The following is a 19,814-nucleotide window of genomic DNA, read 5'->3' as shown; positions in this document are numbered from 1 at the left end:
TTGATTGCAAACAGTAGTTAAGCGCGTTATCGGCAATCTGGAGGCAAAGTTTAATGATAATTTTGCAAAAATAATGCGCGGAATAATGATGCATAAAGCGGCTATTTCGCAGGCTAAGAAAAAAATTGGGGGAAGTGAAAAATTTTCTAAAGTTCGAAATTCAGGTGCCGATACAAGGGTTACGGTGAGAAACCGTGGGCAACAGCCCAATAACATCAAGTTGTAATTGATAAGGAAAAGATCATGGCACAAGTCATTAATACAAACAGCCTGTCGCTGTTGACCCAGAATAACCTGAACAAATCCCAGTCCGCTCTGGGCACTGCTATCGAGCGTCTGTCTTCCGGTCTGCGTATCAACAGCGCGAAAGACGATGCGGCAGGTCAGGCGATTGCTAACCGTTTCACGTCTAACATTAAAGGTCTGTCTCAGGCTTCCCGTAATGCGAACGACGGTATTTCCATTGCGCAGACCACTGAAGGCGCGTTAAACGAAATCAACAACAACCTGCAGCGTGTGCGCGAACTGTCTGTCCAGGCAGCGAACGGCTCAAACTCTGGTTCCGATCTTAAATCCATCCAGGATGAAATCGATCAGCGCCTGAACGAAATTAACCGTGTCGCGGAACAAACCGATTTTAACGGGAAAAAAGTATTAAGCCAGGATGGACAGCTGACCATTCAGGTTGGGGCGAATGACGGCGAAACTATCACAATCGATCTTCAGAAAATCGATAAAACTGAGCTGGGCTTAGATAAATTAGATGTGACTAAAGGAATCGCAACCACTGTAAGCTCTGGAGCCTCGGTAGTTGGTGATGTAAAAATTGCGGCAGCTGATTTCGATAACGCAAAAACAACTGGTGGTCCGGCTGCGGATAAATTATCTCTGACAAAAGATGATAAAGGTAATTACTTTGTCAAAGATGTTACTGCGACGGCTAAATACTATGCAGCTACCGTAGATATGACAACGGGTAAAATTAGTTTTGATTCGGATAAAGATGTAACTGCAGCTGCGGGGACTCCGTCAGCAGTAACTACCTTATCACGTGAAGTGAAATTTGATGGAGCAGATCTGAAAGCCGATCAGTCTTTAGTGAAATATAAAGATGATAAGGGTAAAGATCTCTATGCTATCCAAACCTTAGATAAAGACGGAAATGCAACTTTCAAATCTGTCACGTTTGCCGCGGACGGTAAAACAACAGAGGGTACTGCCGTAGACTTGGCTGCAAACGTTGATCCGCTGGCAAAAATCGATGATGCGCTTAAAACCGTTGACGCTTTCCGTAGCCAGTTGGGTGCGGTGCAGAACCGTTTTGAATCTGCCATCACTAACCTGGGCAACACCGTCAACAACCTGTCTTCTGCACGTAGCCGTATCGAAGATTCCGACTACGCGACCGAAGTCTCCAACATGTCTCGCGCGCAGATTCTGCAGCAGGCCGGTACTTCCGTTCTGGCGCAGGCGAACCAGGTTCCGCAAAACGTCCTCTCTTTACTGCGTTAATCCGGCGATTGATTCACCGACACGTGGTACACAATCAAGGCAGCGAAAGCTGCCTTTTTTAATTCCGGAGCCTGTGTAATGAAAGAAATCACCGTCACTGAACCTGCCTTTGTCACCCGCTTTTCCTGTTCTGGCTCGGCCTGTCGCGACCACTGTTGTAAGGGCTGGAAAATCACGCTGGATAAGACGACGGTCAAAAAGTACCTTACCAGCAAGGATGTAACCATCAGAGAGATTGCCAAAAATAGTATTATTCTTTTAAAGAAAGACCCAAATAACTGGGGGGAGATTAAATTACCATCTGGGACAGGAAGCTGCCCTTATCTGGATGACGATCGTCTGTGCAAGGTACAAAAAACACTGGGGGCTAAAGCATTAAGTTATACCTGCACTACGTTTCCGCGGGTGTTCCATACTTATAAAAACGAGGTTCGACATTCTCTAAGCCTTGCTTGCCCGGAAGTGACTGCGCATATTTTAAACGATGCTGATGCGGTAGCACTCAATGAAAAGGCGATCATTCAGCAGAAGTACAATACCGCGCCGCTATTCTCCCCACAGCAAAAACTACTTAACTTGTTTTGCCTGAGTTTGATTAACCATGCTGCCAGCAATCCGGATGCGGCATTATACGCGTTGATCAAGTTTGTAATGTATGTGCAGAAGTTTCCCCGGATTGATGACGCTGCATTAGGGGAGATTGAGCAAGTGTATGGCACGTTAGTTTCCCAGCTGCAGTCCGGTTCGTTAACTCAGGAACTCGCTAATATTACGCAGGATAAGAAATTCAAAACATCCCTGGTACTGTTGATGCAGGATTATTTCAGGGCGCTCCCACCGAGCAGAGGAAGCTATGTCCTCGATCACTATATCCAGTGCCTTCTGCGGGTGCTGACGGCGGAAGAGGGCGTTTCAATGGAGCAGAAGGTTAGCGATATTGAGTCCTCATTAGCGCGCTGTTTACAGGCGGATGAGCAGCAGAAGAACTGGGCCTTCAGAAATTTAATTCTCTATAAAATTTGGGAAAATAATTTCCCCAACCAGCCGAATGTCGACCCGTTACGCGCGCTGTATATTATCGTGGCGGAATATGCCTTTATTAAGCTATTAACGGCAGCCAGTGTGCATGAGCGCGGGCGGCTTGAGTGGGATGACGTTACCAATATTGTGTATAGCTTTCACTCCCGCAGCCAGCATAACAGCGAGGTGGCGGCGAATTTTCATCGCCATATAGAAACGGTGCGTACTGGCGACGATCTGTCGATGATTCATCTTCTGACATAGTTTTGTTCGGGGTGGGCTTTTGCGCATCCCGTTTATCCTATCTGGCTGATTTTATTCTGCTCTTTGAACCGCTAAAAAGGCGCTACAGGTTACATAAGTGAAATAACCCTTCTTTTATAGCCTTATTCCTTCGATAGAACCCTCTGTAGAAACGGATAATCATGCCGATAACTCATTTAACGCAGGGCTGTTTATCGTGAATTCACTGTATACCGCTGAAGGTGTAATGGATAAACACTCGCTGTGGCAGCGTTATGTACCGCTGGTGCGTCACGAAGCATTGCGCCTGCAGGTGCGATTGCCGGCGAGCGTGGAACTGGACGATCTGCTACAAGCGGGCGGCATCGGGTTATTAAATGCGGTCGACCGATATGACGCTTTGCAAGGAACGGCATTTACCACTTACGCAGTGCAGCGTATTCGTGGGGCGATGCTGGATGAATTACGCAGCCGCGATTGGGTGCCGCGTAGCGTCCGGCGTAATGCCCGCGAAGTGGCGCAGGCGATGGGACAACTGGAGCAGGAACTGGGGCGTAATGCGACGGAAACCGAAGTGGCGGAACGTCTTGGCATCCCTGTTGCGGAGTATCGTCAGATGTTGCTCGATACCAACAACAGCCAACTTTTCTCTTACGATGAGTGGCGGGAAGAGCATGGCGATAGCATCGAACTGGTGACTGAAGAACATCAACAGGAAAACCCGTTACATCAACTGCTGGAGGGCGACCTGCGACAGCGGGTAATGGACGCGATTGAATCGCTGCCGGAACGCGAGCAACTGGTGTTAACGCTGTATTACCAGGAAGAGCTCAACCTCAAAGAGATTGGCGCGGTACTGGAAGTTGGCGAATCGCGGGTCAGCCAGTTGCATAGTCAGGCCATCAAACGATTACGCACCAAACTGGGTAAGTTATAGGTCGCGCATGGTCGCACCCGAAAAGTGCCGCACAACGTATAGACTACCAGGAGTTCTCATGACGGTGCAGCAACCTAAAAGGCGGCCCTTGAGCCGCTATCTTAAAGACTTTAAACACAGCCAGACGCATTGCGCGCATTGTCACAAGCTGCTCGACCGCATTACGCTGGTTCACCGTGGCAAGATCGTTAATAAAATCGCTATTTCACAGCTGGATATGCTACTTGACGACGCTGCCTGGCAGCGGGAGCAGAAGGAGTGGGTGGCGCTATGTCGCTTTTGCGGCGATTTGCACTGCAAAAAGCAGAGTGATTTTTTCGATATTATCGGTTTCAAACAGTATTTGTTTGAACAAACCGAGATGAGCCATGGCACGGTGCGGGAATATGTCGTGCGTTTACGACGTCTTGGCAATTACCTCAGCGAGCAAAACATTTCCCACGATCTGCTGCAGGACGGTTTTCTCGATGAAAGCCTGGCGCCATGGTTGCCGGAAACCAGCACCAATAATTACCGTATCGCACTGCGTAAATACCAGCAATATAAAGCGCATCAGCAGATTGCGCCCAGACAGAAATCCCCCTTTACCGCCAGTTCTGATATATATTAAAAAAGCATAAGATGTAGCAGAGTCGTGTTGGTGAAACGTGGCAAACCTTCTACATTAGGCTGAGTCCCCCAAAGGTTCGCGAGACGTGACGATGCGCCATGGCGGGACACAGTCTATGGTCATTAACGGCAATATTCGGGGTTACTATGAAATTAGCACTGCTGGGACGTCAGGCACTGATGGGAGTAATGGCTGTAGCGCTGGTGGCGGGAATGAGCGCGAAGAGCTTTGCCGATGAGGGTTTGCTGAACAAAGTTAAAGAACGTGGCACGCTGCTGGTAGGGCTGGAAGGTACCTATCCGCCGTTTAGTTTTCAGGGCGAAGACGGCAAATTAACCGGTTTTGAAGTCGATTTCGCCGAGGCGTTGGCAAAACATCTGGGCGTTAAAGCGTCGTTGAAGCCGACCAAATGGGACGGAATACTGGCGTCGCTGGACGCTAAACGCATTGATGTGGTGATAAACCAGGTCACGATTTCAGACGTCCGCAAGAAAAAATATGATTTCTCTACGCCTTATACTGTCTCCGGCGTTCAGGCGCTGGTGAAAAAAGGCAATGAAGGCACGATCAAAACGGCTGCCGATCTGCAGGGCAAAAAAGTCGGCGTTGGGCTGGGGACTAACTATGAAGAGTGGCTACGTCAACATGTGCAGGGCGTGGATATCCGTACCTATGACGATGATCCTACAAAATATCAGGATCTGCGCGTAGGCCGTATTGACGCGATTTTAGTCGATCGTCTGGCGGCGCTGGATCTGGTGAAAAAAACCAAAGGTACGCTGGCCGTCACCGGTGATGCGTTTTCGCGTCAGGAGTCCGGCGTTGCGTTACGTAAAGGCAACGAAGACTTGCTGAAGGCGGTAGATAACGCCATTGCGGAAATGCAAAAAGATGGCACCTTAAAAGCGCTCTCTGAAAAATGGTTTGGCGCTGACGTGACCCAATAATGCTCTACGTTGCCCGGCAGGCAGAGCGCCGCCGGGCAATATCAACCTCATACTATGTCAGCAAACGGAGGCGCGTGAATCGGCGCCTTTTTTATTTCCGTTGGATCAACGTGCATAATAAAAAGAACACACCACAACGTTACCGGAGGCTCAATGCCACTACATCACTTAACGCGCTTCCCTCGCCTGGAGCTTATCGGCGCGCCGACCCCGCTCGAATACCTGCCGCGATTGTCTGATTATCTTGGCCGTGAGATTTACATTAAGCGCGATGACGTTACGCCCATTGCAATGGGCGGCAATAAACTGCGCAAGCTGGAGTTTCTGGTGGCCGACGCGCTGCGAGAAGGGGCGGATACGCTGATAACCGCAGGGGCGATTCAGTCGAACCATGTCCGTCAGACGGCGGCGGTCGCGGCCAAATTGGGACTACATTGCGTCGCCTTGCTGGAAAATCCAATCGGTACCACCGCGGAAAATTACCTGACGAATGGTAATCGCCTGTTACTGGATTTATTTAATACGCAAATTGAGATGTGCGATGCGCTAACCGATCCGGATGCGCCGCTGCAAACGCTGGCGACGCGCATTGAAGCGCAAGGGTTCAGGCCCTATGTGATTCCGGTCGGCGGCTCCAGCGCGCTGGGCGCAATGGGATACGTAGAGAGCGCCCTGGAAATCGCCCAGCAGTGTGAAGAGGTCGTCGGGCTCTCTTCGGTGGTGGTGGCCTCCGGCAGCGCCGGAACGCACGCCGGGTTAGCTGTCGGGCTGGAACATCTGATGCCGGATGTCGAACTGATTGGCGTGACCGTTTCACGTTCTGTCGCCGAGCAGAAACCCAAAGTGATTGCCTTGCAGCAGGCTATTGCCGGTCAGCTGGCGCTGACGGCGACGGCGGATATTCATTTATGGGATGACTATTTTGCCCCGGGTTACGGCGTGCCAAATGACGCGGGGATGGAGGCGGTGAAACTGCTGGCGAGCCTGGAGGGGGTGCTGCTGGATCCGGTATATACCGGTAAAGCGATGGCGGGTCTGATAGACGGCATCAGCCAGAAACGCTTTAACGATGACGGGCCGATTCTCTTTATTCACACCGGTGGGGCGCCTGCGCTGTTTGCCTACCATCCTCATGTATAACCTCCAGGTAATCAACGCGAATGCAAGAAAGTATCCAACTGGTTATTGAATCGCTGCCGTATTTGCTTAAAGGCGCCGTCTTTACCCTGCAACTGAGTATTGGCGGTATGTTTTTTGGTCTGCTGCTGGGATTTGTGCTGGCGCTGATGCGGATGTCTCCGCTATGGCCGGTTCGCTGGCTGGCGCGCTTTTATATCTCGATTTTTCGCGGTACGCCGCTTATCGCCCAGTTATTTATGATCTATTACGGCCTGCCGCAATTTGGGATTGAGCTGGACCCTATCCCGGCGGCGATGATTGGTTTATCGCTCAATACCGCGGCTTACACGTCCGAGACGCTGCGCGCGGCGATCTCGGCTATCGACAAGGGACAATGGGAAGCGGCGGCGAGCATTGGCATGACGCCGTGGCAAACGCTACGTCGCGCTATTTTGCCGCAGGCGGCTCGCGTTGCGCTTCCGCCGTTGAGCAACAGCTTTATCAGCCTGGTGAAAGATACGTCGCTCGCCGCGACGATTCAGGTGCCGGAGTTGTTCCGCCAGGCGCAGTTAATTACCTCGCGAACGCTGGAGGTGTTTACCATGTATCTGGCCGCGTCGTTAATCTACTGGGTAATGGCGACCGTCTTATCGGCACTGCAAAACTATTTTGAAAACCAACTTAACCGCCAGGAGAGAGAGCCAAAATGAGTGCGATCGAAGTTACCAACCTGGTCAAAAAATTTCATGGTCAAACGGTGCTGCACGGTATCGACCTTGAGGTGAAGCCCGGAGAAGTCGTCGCCATTATCGGCCCGAGCGGCTCAGGGAAGACAACGTTATTACGCTGTATTAACCTGCTGGAACAACCGGAAGCGGGCACCATTAAAGTGGGCGATATTATCATCGATACCGCCCGCCCATTAAGCCAGCAAAAAGGGTTGATTCGCCAGCTACGCCAGCATGTCGGCTTTGTCTTTCAGAGTTTTAACCTGTTCCCGCATCGTACCGTGCTGGAAAATATCATTGAAGGTCCGGTGATTGTAAAGGGAGAGTCGAAAGCCGAGGCGACGGCGCTGGCGCGGGAACTGTTAGCCAAAGTCGGGTTGGCCGGTAAAGAGACCCGTTATCCGCGCCGCCTGTCGGGCGGGCAACAGCAGCGCGTGGCGATTGCGCGTGCGCTGGCGATGCGCCCGGAAGTGATTCTGTTTGATGAGCCCACGTCGGCGCTTGATCCTGAATTAGTCGGCGAGGTGCTTAATACGATTCGCCAGCTGGCGCAGGAAAAGCGCACGATGGTGATCGTCACTCACGAAATGAGCTTTGCGCGTGACGTGGCTGATCGGGCAATATTTATGGATCAGGGGCAAATCGTCGAGCAGGGGCCGGCGAAAACCTTGTTCGCCGATCCTCAGCATCCGCGTACCCGCCAGTTCCTTGAGAAATTTTTAGTGAAATAATGCCTTTTCAACGCTCGCCCGAATTAGCCGCGCCTTGGGCGAGCGCAATGAATAATTATGAAGCCATTCTGCCAGATTATTAACCTCGCTCTCAGGCGGAAGCCAAAAAGTGTAATGCCGCTCAAGTATTCTACGTTTCGTCCGATATTTCTTATATATAAACACTATTTATGTGTTAATTTAAGTCATTCATAATAATGATTATCAATATCAAAGGCGTGACCATAAAATATGCAGGAAAATGATTTCTTCACCTGGCGACGCGCAATGTTGTTACGCTTTCAGGAGATGGCGGCAGCAGAGGATGTTTATACTGAATTGCAATATCAGACACAGCGGCTGGAATTTGATTATTATGCCCTGTGTGTTCGTCATCCCGTCCCCTTTACCCGGCCTAAAATATCGCTTCGTACCACTTATCCTCCGGCGTGGGTAACGCATTACCAGTCCGAAAACTATTTCGCGATCGATCCGGTATTAAAGCCGGAAAATTTCAGGCAGGGTCATTTACATTGGGATGACGTGCTATTTCATGAAGCGCAGGCGATGTGGGATGCCGCCCAGCGTTTCGGATTACGCAGAGGCGTAACCCAATGTGTGATGTTGCCGAACCGGGCGCTGGGCTTTTTATCTTTCTCTCGTAGCAGTTTACGCTGCTCCTCGTTTACCTACGATGAAGTGGAGCTGAGGTTACAACTGCTGGCGCGGGAGAGTCTTTCGGCGCTGACAAGATTTGAAGACGACATGGTGATGGCGCCTGAGATGCGTTTCAGTAAACGTGAGAAAGAGATTCTGAAGTGGACGGCGGAAGGGAAGACCTCATCGGAGATCGCCATTATTCTGTCGATTTCTGAAAATACCGTTAACTTCCATCAGAAAAACATGCAGAAGAAATTCAATGCGCCAAATAAAACACAGATTGCCTGCTACGCTGCGGCGACAGGTCTGATATGACGTGCTGACGATGCTTCGCGCCAGACGCGAAACCGGCTGAAAGCGATGCTAACAGCCGGTTTTTTACTACTGGCGGTAAGCCTGTTTAATTTGCTTAACCGTACTGGAAAATACCGCCGCTTGTGCTTCATCATCCATCTGCGCGATCTGTTTTTCCATTTTAAGAATCACGCGCCCTGCATCGGCCTGGCCCATCGCCTGCAGCATCAGCGTTAACATGGCTTTCAGGCAGTTGACTTCAGTAGCCAGTTCTTGATTATTCTCAGCGGTGGAAAAATCAGGCGTACTCATTTATTTTCCTCGTTATGTTTCAGTGAAAATGTGCGATAGCAGATGTTAAGGCGGCGGAGTATACCATAAGCTACGCTAAAAATAGCAGTGGTTGTTTTTTGATCAAAAAGCGGAGGGATTACCCACAAAATAAACGTTGCTGCGTGATGCATATATTTTCTTCATTCTTTGTTTATTACGCGTATTTTACTCGTTAATTATTGTTACAAAGTTGATTCCCTAATTAGTGTTTAGACAGCGGAACGTGAAATTTTTGTCACCATTATGAAATAGCAGCCCGGGACAGCGCCGTCAGAAGGGGCTACAACGTTGGCAGTTGCCACACGACGTACAACATAATTTCCAAAAACGAGAGCAAAATCGAATACCCGGTGTTTTTTTACGTTTCAAAGTTGAGATAAAACCAGCTAATATAAGGGCGATTAACTATCAGTAGCGTTATCCCTATTCTGGAGATATTCCTTTGATCAACGTTCTTCTTGTTGATGACCACGAACTGGTGCGCGCAGGGATACGACGCATTCTTGAAGATATAAAGGGCATTAAAGTTGTCGGTGAAGCGTGCTGCGGAGAGGATGCGGTAAAATGGTGCCGTACTAACGCCGTTGACGTCGTGCTGATGGATATGAACATGCCCGGTATTGGCGGCCTTGAGGCGACGCGTAAAATTGCCCGCTCGACAGCGGATATCAAAGTGATCATGCTGACCGTCCATACGGAGAACCCGTTGCCCGCCAAAGTGATGCAGGCTGGCGCAGCTGGCTATCTCAGCAAAGGCGCTGCGCCTCAGGAGGTGGTGAGCGCTATTCGTTCGGTGTATTCCGGACAACGTTATATCGCCTCCGATATCGCTCAGCAGATGGCGCTCAGTCAGATCGAGCCTGCAAAAACGGAAACGCCGTTCGCCAGTTTGTCTGAACGCGAGTTGCAGATTATGCTGATGATCACCAAGGGTCAGAAGGTCAATGAGATTTCAGAACAGCTGAATCTCAGTCCTAAAACGGTGAACAGCTATCGCTATCGTATGTTCAGTAAATTAAACATTCATGGTGATGTTGAGCTGACTCACCTGGCAATCCGCCATGGCCTGTGTAATGCGGAGACGTTAACAAGCCAGTGAGTGAAATATTTGACGCAAAGGCGTTTTTGAAAACCGTTACCAGCCAACCCGGTGTCTATCGTATGTATGACGCCGGCGGTACGGTTATTTATGTCGGTAAAGCAAAAGACCTGAAAAAGCGTCTTTCCAGCTACTTTCGCAGCAACCTGGCTTCGCGTAAAACCGAAGCGCTAGTTGCGCAAATTCAACACATTGATGTCACGGTAACGCATACCGAAACGGAAGCGCTGCTGCTTGAGCATAATTACATCAAGTTGTATCAACCGCGTTACAACGTGTTGTTGCGTGATGATAAATCCTATCCTTTTATTTTTCTGAGCGGCGATATCCATCCGCGTCTGGCGATGCACCGTGGCGCCAAACATGCGAAAGGCGAGTACTTCGGCCCATTTCCTAATGGCTATGCCGTGCGGGAAACGCTGGCGCTGTTACAGAAAATTTTCCCTATCCGCCAGTGCGAAAACAGCGTGTATCGCAACCGCTCGCGTCCTTGCCTGCAATATCAGATTGGCCGCTGTTTAGGCCCCTGCGTTGCAGGACTGGTCAGCGAGGAGGAGTATGCGCAACAGGTGGAGTATGTCCGGTTGTTTTTGTCCGGCAAGGACGACCAGGTCTTAACACAGCTGATTGCCCGGATGGAAAAGGCCAGCCAGGATCTGGCATTTGAAGAGGCGGCGCGTATTCGCGATCAGATCCAGGCGGTACGCCGGGTCACGGAAAAACAGTTTGTCTCCAATGCGGGCGACGATCTCGACGTTATCGGCGTGGCTTTTGATGCGGGTATGGCCTGTGTGCATGTGCTGTTTATTCGCCAGGGTAAGGTGCTGGGCAGCCGCAGCTATTTTCCAAAAGTACCTGGCGGTACGGAACTGGGCGAAGTGGTGGAAACCTTTGTCGGGCAGTTTTACCTGCAGGGTAGCCAGATGCGTACGCTACCGGGCGAAATACTGCTCGATTTTAATCTTAGCGATAAAACGCTGCTCGCCGACTCGTTGTCGGAGCTTGCCGGACGGCGTATTCATGTCCAGACAAAACCGCGCGGCGATCGCGCCCGTTATCTCAAGCTGGCGCGGACCAACGCGGCAACGGCCTTAATCACTAAACTTTCGCAGCAGTCCACCATCACGCAGCGTTTGACTGCGCTGGCGGCGGTATTAAAACTTCCTGCGATCAAGCGGATGGAATGTTTTGACATTAGCCATACCATGGGGGAGCAAACGGTCGCATCCTGTGTGGTATTTGACGCTAACGGGCCGTTACGCGCCGAGTATCGTCGTTATAATATCGCGGGCATCACGCCGGGTGATGACTACGCGGCGATGAATCAGGTGCTACGCCGGCGTTATGGCAAGGCCATAGAAGAAAGTAAGATTCCGGATGTTATTCTGATCGACGGCGGAAAAGGGCAGCTCGCCCAGGCGAAAGCCGTTTTCGCTGAGCTCGATGTCCCCTGGGATAAGCATCGTCCTTTGCTGCTTGGCGTCGCCAAAGGCGCGGACAGAAAGGCCGGTCTGGAAACACTCTTTTTTGAACCGGAAGGCGAGGGGTTTAGCCTGCCGCCGGACTCGCCGGCGCTGCATGTTATTCAGCATATTCGCGATGAGTCGCACGATCACGCGATCGGCGGGCACCGTAAAAAACGCGCGAAGGTTAAAAATACCAGTACGCTGGAAACTATTGAAGGCGTTGGGCCTAAACGTCGCCAGATGCTGCTGAAATATATGGGCGGTTTGCAAGGGCTACGTAACGCCAGCGTAGAAGAAATTGCAAAAGTGCCGGGTATTTCGCAAGGTCTGGCAGAAAAGATCTTCTGGTCGTTGAAACATTGAGGCCACTGTAGCAACATAGGGGTAATTTCACTGACAACAGATAGTTACCCGTCACTATGCAATTTAATATCCCTACGTTGCTCACGCTGTTTCGCGTCATCCTGATTCCATTCTTTGTCGTGGTGTTTTATTTGCCGTTCGCCTGGGCGCCGATGGTCAGCGCGCTGATTTTCTGTATTGCTGCTATTACCGACTGGTTTGACGGCTTTCTGGCGCGACGCTGGAACCAGAGTACGCGTTTCGGCGCTTTCCTCGACCCCGTCGCCGACAAGGTGCTGGTGGCGATCGCCATGGTGCTGGTCACCGAGCATTATCATAGCTGGTGGGTGACGTTACCTGCGGCGACGATGATAGCCCGCGAAATTATTATCTCTGCTCTGCGTGAATGGATGGCGGAGCTGGGCAAACGCAGTAGTGTAGCGGTCTCCTGGATCGGTAAAGTCAAAACTACCGCGCAGATGGTGGCGCTGGCGTGGCTCTTGTGGCGTCCGAATATCTGGGTAGAGTATGCCGGGATCGCGCTTTTCTTTGTCGCAGCGGTGCTAACGTTGTGGTCCATGTTGCAATATTTGAGCGCTGCACGCGGAGATTTGCTTGATCAGTGATCGTTTCGCCGCAAATTTCAGCAAACGATCGTGAGTGACGAAAAATATCGTTGACTCAGTGCGTCAGGTAAGTAGAATGCAACGCATCGAACGGCAGCACTGATTGCCAGACGATAACAAAATCAAGTGATTAACAAAGTTGCTTGATACTGCGGGAATAGCTCAGTTGGTAGAGCACGACCTTGCCAAGGTCGGGGTCGCGAGTTCGAGTCTCGTTTCCCGCTCCAGTTTAAAAGCATTGGCGTAAAGCGAATGCTGGCTGAAAAGCCAAAAAATTTGGCGCGTTAACAAAGCGGTTATGTAGCGGATTGCAAATCCGTCTAGTCCGGTTCGACTCCGGAACGCGCCTCCAATTTTTCCCGAGCCCGGATGGTGGAATCGGTAGACACAAGGGATTTAAAATCCCTCGGCGTTCGCGCTGTGCGGGTTCAAGTCCCGCTCCGGGTACCATGGGAAAGACAAGAATAATCAAAGCAATAAGCAGTGTCGTGAAACCACCTACGGGTGGTTTTTTTGTGCCTTCAATTTGTATGCCGACCGCGAGCGTGAACTCTCCAGCGCGATACACAGTAAAAACATCGGTAGCGGCATTTCTGCCAGTACAACAGTTATGTGCTACTGACCCGCAAGAACTTATGCCCGGTAAATACTAAACGTCGGGTAAATCAGCCGATAAAATCCATTAATCTCTATAAAAAATGCTGATATGTTTTATGCCTGCTTTATTAAAGAGAGTAGGTCTGCCAGTGAAATATACCGATAATGCAAAATTATTTATTAGCTTCATTAATATTGGGATTGTAGGTTGCGCTTTTTTACTTTTTTTTATTTTGTATGAGCCTGAGAGTGCAATCGTAACCTACTCTCTTCCAGGAGAGCCTGCTTCTTCAACATGTGATGCGCGTAATTTTATTGGCAACGTCGATGAAAATGACTTTGCAGATTATATAAAAAAAGTAGAACTGACGCGCTACAGTATGTATTGTCTGAAAAAAACAGGGGCGGGTCAGTGGAGTATTTATGCAAATTAAACGAGTATATAACTGTTCAGGGTTATTTTCTGCACAATTTAACTAAAGGTAGATAGCGAACTAATATTCATCATAAGGTAATGTGATCCGCATCATGCTTTAATCACGTTTTGCAATATTGTCTTAATAACAGGTCAACTACAGATAATTTCAGGTTTTCGTGAATGGCGGTTTTGGTCAGTCTCTATATTATGCTTTCCCCGCTTTACGGAGATGATGATGCAAAAGAAAACCTGGGCCGTTTTATTGATACCATTGTGCCTCACCGCTTGCCACCAGACGACCTACCGATCAACAGCCAAAGATGAAATTCTCACAGGGAGCTATATTGACCCGACAAAAACACGCTTTCCGTTAGCGGATTATTCACAGTCGGTTGATAAATGGATACCTCCGGACTCGGCTGATTACACTATTCCGGTTATTGATAATGCTACCCAACAACGCTACTTTAACGCACTAAAATCTCATTATTTCGGAATGGACAGTGAAGCGCACTCGCCGTGGAATGGTTTTTATATTACCGCATTGCTGAAAAAAAACGCAGCACAGGCGCGGGATGCCAGTATTAAGCAGTTTCTTAGCGACGGCAGTGCTTATTGGGGGGAAAACTTCAGACTTTATACCTCTCGCTGGAAAGAGGTGGTTAGAGGGAATACGGATACGCAGATTGACAATATCTATCATGCCTCCCGGCGAGGTATTATGGTCAGAGAAAGTTTAGTCAGAGCGCTGCCAACGGATGATCCGCTCTTTAACGATCCCCGTCAGGCGGGCGAGGGGTACCCGTTTGATAATTTACAAATGTCTTCGCTGCGTCCCGGTACGCCGGTCTATACGCTGACGAAGAGCAAAGACCAACGCTGGCAATATGTCGTTTCACCAGCGGTAACTGGCTGGGTTCATAGTGAAGATATTGCCAGTACGGATCAGAAATTTATAACACAGTGGGTTTTGCTTGCTCATAAGCAACTGGGGGCATTTATCAACGCGCCGGTTTCTGTCCATGTCGCAGGCGTCTATTATTTCACCGGGCGACCGGGCACTATTTTACCGTTCCGACATCAACGGGCGGGCCAGTTCCTGATTGCGGCGCCAGTTCGCGGCAGCAACGGTCGCGCGTTTATCCATTGGGTCTGGCTAAGCGGTAACGAGTTTACGGCTATGCCGTGGAAAATGACGCCGGAAAATATCGCCGTGCTAATGAAAGCAATGCACGGCGCCCCCTACGGTTGGGGAAATTTTAACTTTTATAATGATTGTTCAGCCGAAGTCCGCAGCCTGTTAATGCCGTTTGGCATATTCCTGCCCAGACATTCATCCGCGCAGGTAGAGGCTGCTGGACGGGTGGTCGATCTTAGTCATAAAAGTCCCCAAATGCGGATCGATTATCTCACCAGATACGGAAAACCGTTTACTACGCTGGTCTATATTCCAGGGCATATTATGCTGTATATCGGTAACACAACCATGAATGGGCAGGTCGTGCCGATGACTTATCAGAATATCTGGGGATTGCGCCCAAACCATGCTAATAGCCGGAGCATTATCGGTGAGGCAGTATTTTTGCCGTTACTGCGTTTTTATCCTGAAAATCCTGAGCTGATATCGCTGGCTGGTAAGGTTCTGTTTAAGCTTGGTTATATAGAATAGGTTGACAAACTGTGTTATCGCGGAAGATATGATTAAGGCAACCGTGCTCGTGGATATAAAGAGAGTATCCCTGTAAACTGTGTCTGAAAAAAGTATGCGCTATAGTGCGGGCTGTTTATTTGAAATACTATCTGGAGCTGATTCTGGATGTGATTATGTGCCTCACACATTGAAGTGAGAGTTATTGTTGGCGGTATCTGGCTGGAGGCTGGGTGGTAAAAAGACGTAATTTATTGCATTTTAATAACGGTGCCCGGTCAGAGCGCGATCTTGGGGATCTGGTCACTAAAGTTTTTGAGAAAGCGGCGAAAAAAGAACCGCAACCGCTATACACATTTAGCCTGCCGTTGCTGAGTGTGCAGGATGAGATCCGTGTTTACTGTAAGAAAAAAAATATCAAAATAGGGTACGATACGCTGTTTATGGAAATAACCTTTTCTGCTGACAGAGAAGCGGTAGACGAACTCATTAAACACTTTTTTACTGAAAATAAGCTCTATTTGAGAGGGCGGTTTTATCTGTCCGCGGCGGTGGTATAAGTTAGCATGAGTATAATATAGCGAGAAACCTATCTCTCGCTTTTGTGTGGGGCGAGCGCTTCCTGGCGGAAAATCTGCGCCCTGATCCTCCTTTTGTGCGTTAACTTCCGGAATCCTCCTCATTTCGTGTTAATCTGGCCCCTGATGGTTGCCATCCAAACTGCCTGCAAAAAAATTATTTTTATCCGCTGCAATGTAAGAGGCCTACAGGCGGAAGTCATCACTGAGGAAAAGCGTTATGAAAATGGAACCATTAAACGAGAACGAGCTGGAATGGCTGGATGATGTGCTGACGAAATACAATACCGATCAGGCCATTTTGGATGTCGCGGAGCTGGACGGTCTGATTACTGCGGTACTAAGTTCTCCGCGTCCCATCGAGCCGGAACAGTGGCTGGTCGCGATATGGGGGGGGCCCGCGTACGTACCGCGCTGGACATCTGAAAAAGAAATGACGCGATTTATGGATCTGGTGTTCCAGCACATGGCGGACACAGCCGCCCGGCTTGAAGATTATCCAGAACAGTTCGAGCCGCTGTTTGGCCTGCGAGAAGTTGATGGCCATGAATTAACGATTGTTGAAGAATGGTGCTTTGGTTACATGCGCGGAGTGTCGCTGTCCGACTGGTCTGACTTGCCGGATACGCTAAAACCGGCGCTGGAAGCGATTGCCTTACACGGCACTGAAGAAAACTTTGTGCTGTTGGATAAAATGAGCCCGGAAGCGTTCGATAAAAGCGTTGACGCTATCCGTATCGCGGCGCTTGAGCTGCATGCCTGGTGGATGGCGCATCCGCACACGACGCCGCTACAGATGCCGATAAAAGCAGAGGTGAAAGTGGGGCGTAACGATCCTTGTCCATGCGGGAGCGGCAAAAAATTTAAGCAGTGCTGCCTGCATTAATGGCTCGTAAACGGCCATAGCGTGATGATTATCGAGCCTGGACGGCGTCCGGGCCCGGTAATCTTTGCCTGGCATTAACCTGGATCGGGCAGAAACCCCAGTGCGATCGAAAACTGGACGCCAATCACGACAATGCCGCAGATAAACACCAGCGCCAGCGCTGGCGTGCCGCCTGCCACACGATATCCCGCCTGAGGGCTCTGTTTACGGCACTGCCAGACCAGCATAGCAGGGATGAGCAGTGCCAGCACTGCCAGCGCTACGCCGGCATAGCCTAATGCCATCACAAATCCACGTGGGTAGAAAAGTGCAAACGCCAGCGGCGGCAGAAAGGTAATCAGCCCGGTTTGCAGACGTCCGGACACCGTACTGCGGCGCTGGAATAGATCGGCCAGGTAATCAAATAATCCTAGCGCTACGCCCAGAAAAGAGGTCGCCAACGCCAGATCGGCGAACAGGTGGACCGCCAGTTCGACATGTGGCGAAGCGACCACTTCTCTGAGCGCCTGCAGCAGGCCATTTAACCCGGCATGGCTGGCCAGTAGCCCTCTGAATGTCGGCGAGTCGATACTTCCCAGCGTGGCGAGCTGCCAAAAAATATAGGCCACTAGCGGAATGGCGCTACCCGTCATAAAGACCCAACGCAGCCGGCGAATGTTGCCGTTCATATAACTCACAATACTCGGCACGCTTCCGTGAAAACCAAACGAGGTGAAAATGACCGGTATGGCGGATAACGCCAGCCCCTGCTGTAAAGGAAGCGTAAGAAGATTTACTTTATGAATATGTGGCGTGAGCAACGCAAGCATGATGACCAGAAAAATGATCTTTGCGCTAAACAGGAAGCGGTTAAAAAGGTCGACCAGCGAGGTGCCCACACACACCACCCCACCGGCAACAAAGGTGAACAGCAGCACCCCGGCAGCGGGCGAGAGCGTGGCGCCAAGCCAGTTATTAATACTGGATGCCAGTAATTCTCCGGCTCCGGAAATGTAGGCGGCGGTGAGCGCATACATTAAGAACATCATACTGAATCCCGTAAGCCACTGTCCGTAACGTCCAAGATAGCGTTTTGCCAACGAGCCCAGTCCGGTATCCGCCGGAACGTGTTGATATACCTCCAGTAATAGTAGCGCGGTATAACACATCAGCGCCCACAGGCCAATCAACAATCCCAGCGTGACGCTGAAACCAACGCCAGCCGCTGCCAGCGGCATTGCCAGCATCCCGGCGCCGATAGTGGTGCCTGCCACGATAAAAATACTGCCCAGAGTTCTGTTTTTCACGCTTTCTACTACCCCGGTAACAAAGAACGGTGATATCCGCGGCGCAGGGTAAGGCATTACGCTATTTTCGTCAAATGGTCGTTACAATGGGTGTACTGTAAAATTTACAGTTCCGGGCATAAAAGCGAATATGGAAGGAGACGCGGGCAACCGCCGCAAACCTGCGCTAGCGCAAAGTCGCTCGCACACGGACACATTAGGCTACGAGTTTTATTCAGGAGGGGTTATGGATTCCATTCACGGTCACGAAGTACTCAACATGATGATTAAGTCTGGCGAGCAGTACACGCATACCTCGCTGGAGGCGGCAATAAAAGCGCGCTTTGGCGAGCGGGCACGATTTCACACCTGTTCAGCGTCAGATATGACGGCGGCGGAACTGGTCGCGTTTCTGGCGGCGAAAGGAAAGTTTATTGCGGTGGAGGACGGTTTTTCAACGCATGAGAGTAAAATCTGCCGCCATTAATACGCCACGGTGAGAGCGCGTCTCACCGTGTAAGGACGTGCTGGATTAATTTTGCGTATCCAGGGTGGAGAGTTCTTTATCAATGAAATAAAGCCCTTCGCCGCTTTTTCCCGCCAGCGTTAATTTATCAATAATAGATTTGAATAATTTTTCTTCTTCATGCTGTTCTGCCACATACCACTGCAAGAAATTAAATGTCGGATAATCCTGGCTGGTCATTGCGGCATGAGCCAGTTCATTAATTTTTTGCGTAATAAGCTGCTCATGCTCATAGGTCGCGCGGAACAGCTCATCCAGCGAGGCGTACTCAGCGAAGGGCGAAGAAACGGTATGAATGCGCGGCAGGCTTCCGGTATCGGTAAGGTAGTCAAACAGGCGCTGCATATGCGTCATCTCTTCTTGCGCATGGCGACGAAGAAATGCGGCCGCGCCTTCAAAACTGTGATAGCTACACCACGCGCTCATTTGTTGATAGAGCAGGGAGGAGTACAACTCCAGATTCATTTGCTCATTCAGTTTGTCGATCATTTCTGTTTTCAGCATGGTTCCGCTCCACAAATAGCAAAAGATATACGGTAATGTGGCGCCACTATAATTTGTTATTTTATTATTTGCAAAAGGTAAAATATTAAATTTAATTATTAAAAATACGAATGGGAATAAAACGCATTAACGCCAGTGTATAGCGTATAAAAATAAAGGAAAGCCAGCACCTTCATGCTGGCAATAGCGACCCTGCACTCTCCTCCATTGTACATGGTGTCGGCGTTAAGCCAGCCGCCTTAATAATAAAGCGGCATGATTTGCGGGACGGCAACGCCCCGGCACTGCCAGGAGAGGGTAAATCGGGTGTTCAGACACAACGAGCCCGCATAAATGCTACAGGTTCCTACCGGCTGACCAAACGAAACGGCATCGGCATAGCCCATCTGCTGGCATTCGCGTGTTGCGGTCCCGTGAGATACATAGTCATCTGTCCGTGAAGTAAAAAATAGCGGCTGGTTATACGTCAGGCGCACGATGCCGCTTATCGGGCTGGCTTCGCTGACCTGCGCTTGTCGAGTAATGGTGCATCCCGTCAGGGCTAGCAGTGAAAGAGTAAAAATAAGAGGCTTCATAAAATCGCTCCGACAGTTCGGTATCAGACCATGCTACCTCGTGTCTTGCACCGTCAATGGCTGGAATAACTTACGGATTCGCCTTGATTAAAGGTAACGGCAGGGGGGTTACAGCGGGAACAGAAAATGTGTGAGCGTCTCTTCATTTAATGAAACTTGGTTTCATTAAAT

General features: G+C 50.0%; 23 protein-coding genes and 3 tRNA genes. 21 read left to right on the top strand and 5 right to left on the bottom strand.

The window, feature by feature from the left end:
• Positions 1–4 precede the first annotated feature (4 nt).
• From ACLJQJ_RS08630 to sdiA, 10 genes are all read left to right on the top strand, one after another.
• Positions 5–226, top strand: a complete 222-nt coding sequence (locus ACLJQJ_RS08630) for a hypothetical protein (protein ID WP_012210043.1) — start codon at positions 5–7, stop codon at positions 224–226.
• Positions 227–243: 17 nt separating this feature from the next.
• A complete protein-coding gene (locus tag ACLJQJ_RS08625) occupies positions 244–1,512 on the top strand; it encodes a flagellin FliC (RefSeq protein ID WP_001587424.1) in 1,269 nt (422 codons plus the stop codon).
• 78 nt (positions 1,513–1,590) lie between these two features.
• On the top strand, positions 1,591–2,796 hold the full coding sequence (gene fliB, locus ACLJQJ_RS08620) for a flagellin lysine-N-methylase (RefSeq protein WP_063809549.1): 1,206 nt from the start codon (positions 1,591–1,593) through the stop codon (positions 2,794–2,796).
• 196 nt (positions 2,797–2,992) lie between these two features.
• Positions 2,993–3,712, top strand: a complete 720-nt coding sequence (locus tag ACLJQJ_RS08615) for an RNA polymerase sigma factor FliA (RefSeq protein WP_001087453.1) — start codon at positions 2,993–2,995, stop codon at positions 3,710–3,712.
• Positions 3,713–3,770: 58 nt separating this feature from the next.
• On the top strand, positions 3,771–4,322 hold the full coding sequence (gene fliZ, locus ACLJQJ_RS08610) for a flagella biosynthesis regulatory protein FliZ (RefSeq protein WP_063809550.1): 552 nt from the start codon (positions 3,771–3,773) through the stop codon (positions 4,320–4,322).
• Between the two features lie 146 nt (positions 4,323–4,468).
• Positions 4,469–5,269: a cystine ABC transporter substrate-binding protein gene (gene tcyJ / locus ACLJQJ_RS08605; RefSeq protein ID WP_000761634.1), complete on the top strand. Its 801-nt coding sequence runs from the start codon at positions 4,469–4,471 to the stop codon at positions 5,267–5,269.
• Positions 5,270–5,422: 153 nt separating this feature from the next.
• On the top strand, positions 5,423–6,409 hold the full coding sequence (dcyD, locus tag ACLJQJ_RS08600) for a D-cysteine desulfhydrase (RefSeq protein WP_063809551.1): 987 nt from the start codon (positions 5,423–5,425) through the stop codon (positions 6,407–6,409).
• Between the two features lie 20 nt (positions 6,410–6,429).
• Entirely contained in the window at positions 6,430–7,098 is a 669-nt protein-coding gene (tcyL, locus tag ACLJQJ_RS08595; RefSeq protein WP_001158238.1) for a cystine ABC transporter permease, read from the top strand.
• Positions 7,095–7,847: an L-cystine ABC transporter ATP-binding protein TcyN gene (gene tcyN / locus ACLJQJ_RS08590; protein ID WP_063809552.1), complete on the top strand. Its 753-nt coding sequence runs from the start codon at positions 7,095–7,097 to the stop codon at positions 7,845–7,847. Before tcyL ends, tcyN begins: the two co-directional genes overlap by 4 nt.
• A 231-nt stretch (positions 7,848–8,078) precedes the next feature.
• Positions 8,079–8,801 (top strand): transcriptional regulator SdiA, encoded by a 723-nt coding sequence (gene sdiA, locus ACLJQJ_RS08585; RefSeq protein WP_001157167.1) that lies wholly within the window; start codon positions 8,079–8,081, stop codon positions 8,799–8,801.
• A gap of 66 nt (positions 8,802–8,867) precedes the next feature.
• Here sdiA and ACLJQJ_RS08580 read toward each other — a convergent pair whose 3' ends face one another.
• The gene (locus ACLJQJ_RS08580; protein ID WP_000106483.1) at positions 8,868–9,092 is read right to left on the bottom strand and encodes a DUF2594 family protein; all 225 of its coding nucleotides are present in this window, start codon (positions 9,090–9,092) and stop codon (positions 8,868–8,870) included.
• The gene (locus ACLJQJ_RS08575; RefSeq protein ID WP_063809553.1) at positions 9,089–9,244 is read right to left on the bottom strand and encodes a hypothetical protein; all 156 of its coding nucleotides are present in this window, start codon (positions 9,242–9,244) and stop codon (positions 9,089–9,091) included. The genes ACLJQJ_RS08580 and ACLJQJ_RS08575 overlap by 4 nt, the downstream gene beginning before the upstream one ends.
• A 311-nt stretch (positions 9,245–9,555) precedes the next feature.
• Here ACLJQJ_RS08575 and uvrY point away from each other — a divergent pair, with 311 nt between their 5' ends.
• From uvrY to ACLJQJ_RS08525, 10 genes are all read left to right on the top strand, one after another.
• Positions 9,556–10,212: a UvrY/SirA/GacA family response regulator transcription factor gene (gene uvrY, locus ACLJQJ_RS08570; protein ID WP_000611323.1), complete on the top strand. Its 657-nt coding sequence runs from the start codon at positions 9,556–9,558 to the stop codon at positions 10,210–10,212.
• Positions 10,209–12,041 (top strand): excinuclease ABC subunit UvrC, encoded by a 1,833-nt coding sequence (uvrC, locus tag ACLJQJ_RS08565; RefSeq protein WP_063809554.1) that lies wholly within the window; start codon positions 10,209–10,211, stop codon positions 12,039–12,041. The genes uvrY and uvrC overlap by 4 nt, the downstream gene beginning before the upstream one ends.
• 56 nt (positions 12,042–12,097) lie before the next feature.
• On the top strand, positions 12,098–12,646 hold the full coding sequence (pgsA, locus tag ACLJQJ_RS08560; RefSeq protein ID WP_001160192.1) for a CDP-diacylglycerol--glycerol-3-phosphate 3-phosphatidyltransferase: 549 nt from the start codon (positions 12,098–12,100) through the stop codon (positions 12,644–12,646).
• Between the two features lie 151 nt (positions 12,647–12,797).
• Positions 12,798–12,873: transfer RNA gene (locus tag ACLJQJ_RS08555), tRNA-Gly, on the top strand.
• A 51-nt stretch (positions 12,874–12,924) separates the two neighbouring features.
• Positions 12,925–12,998 (top strand) — tRNA-Cys (locus ACLJQJ_RS08550).
• 11 nt (positions 12,999–13,009) lie between these two features.
• A tRNA-Leu gene (locus ACLJQJ_RS08545) sits at positions 13,010–13,096 on the top strand.
• A 248-nt stretch (positions 13,097–13,344) separates the two neighbouring features.
• Positions 13,345–13,677: a hypothetical protein gene (locus tag ACLJQJ_RS08540; protein ID WP_063809555.1), complete on the top strand. Its 333-nt coding sequence runs from the start codon at positions 13,345–13,347 to the stop codon at positions 13,675–13,677.
• Positions 13,678–13,890: 213 nt separating this feature from the next.
• Positions 13,891–15,330, top strand: coding sequence for an SH3 domain-containing C40 family peptidase (locus tag ACLJQJ_RS08535; protein ID WP_077950929.1), 1,440 nt, complete (start codon positions 13,891–13,893; stop codon positions 15,328–15,330).
• A gap of 212 nt (positions 15,331–15,542) precedes the next feature.
• Entirely contained in the window at positions 15,543–15,869 is a 327-nt protein-coding gene (locus ACLJQJ_RS08530) for a glucose-6-phosphate dehydrogenase (RefSeq protein ID WP_000240837.1), read from the top strand.
• 238 nt (positions 15,870–16,107) lie between these two features.
• A complete protein-coding gene (locus ACLJQJ_RS08525; RefSeq protein ID WP_063809557.1) occupies positions 16,108–16,773 on the top strand; it encodes a YecA family protein in 666 nt (221 codons plus the stop codon).
• A gap of 74 nt (positions 16,774–16,847) precedes the next feature.
• Here the strand turns inward: ACLJQJ_RS08525 and tyrP are convergent, their stop codons facing one another.
• Complete coding sequence (gene tyrP, locus ACLJQJ_RS08520; RefSeq protein ID WP_001562965.1) at positions 16,848–18,059, bottom strand: tyrosine transporter TyrP; 1,212 nt, start codon at positions 18,057–18,059, stop codon at positions 16,848–16,850.
• Between the two features lie 226 nt (positions 18,060–18,285).
• Between tyrP and ACLJQJ_RS08515 the strand changes: the two genes are divergently transcribed.
• On the top strand, positions 18,286–18,525 hold the full coding sequence (locus tag ACLJQJ_RS08515; RefSeq protein ID WP_063809558.1) for a YecH family metal-binding protein: 240 nt from the start codon (positions 18,286–18,288) through the stop codon (positions 18,523–18,525).
• A 45-nt stretch (positions 18,526–18,570) separates the two neighbouring features.
• Here ACLJQJ_RS08515 and ftnA read toward each other — a convergent pair whose 3' ends face one another.
• Together ftnA and ACLJQJ_RS08505 are read right to left on the bottom strand one after the other, a co-directional pair.
• Positions 18,571–19,068 (bottom strand): non-heme ferritin, encoded by a 498-nt coding sequence (gene ftnA / locus ACLJQJ_RS08510; RefSeq protein WP_000920611.1) that lies wholly within the window; start codon positions 19,066–19,068, stop codon positions 18,571–18,573.
• 239 nt (positions 19,069–19,307) lie between these two features.
• On the bottom strand, positions 19,308–19,643 hold the full coding sequence (locus ACLJQJ_RS08505; protein ID WP_000803229.1) for a YecR-like lipofamily protein: 336 nt from the start codon (positions 19,641–19,643) through the stop codon (positions 19,308–19,310).
• Positions 19,644–19,814 lie beyond the last annotated feature (171 nt).

This window comes from Salmonella sp. SAL04202 (assembly GCF_046550775.1).
GTDB classification, from domain to species: Bacteria; Pseudomonadota; Gammaproteobacteria; order Enterobacterales; family Enterobacteriaceae; genus Salmonella; species Salmonella enterica.
Note: the sequence above shows the minus strand (reverse complement) of the source record. Positions and strands in the feature narration are given on the sequence as shown.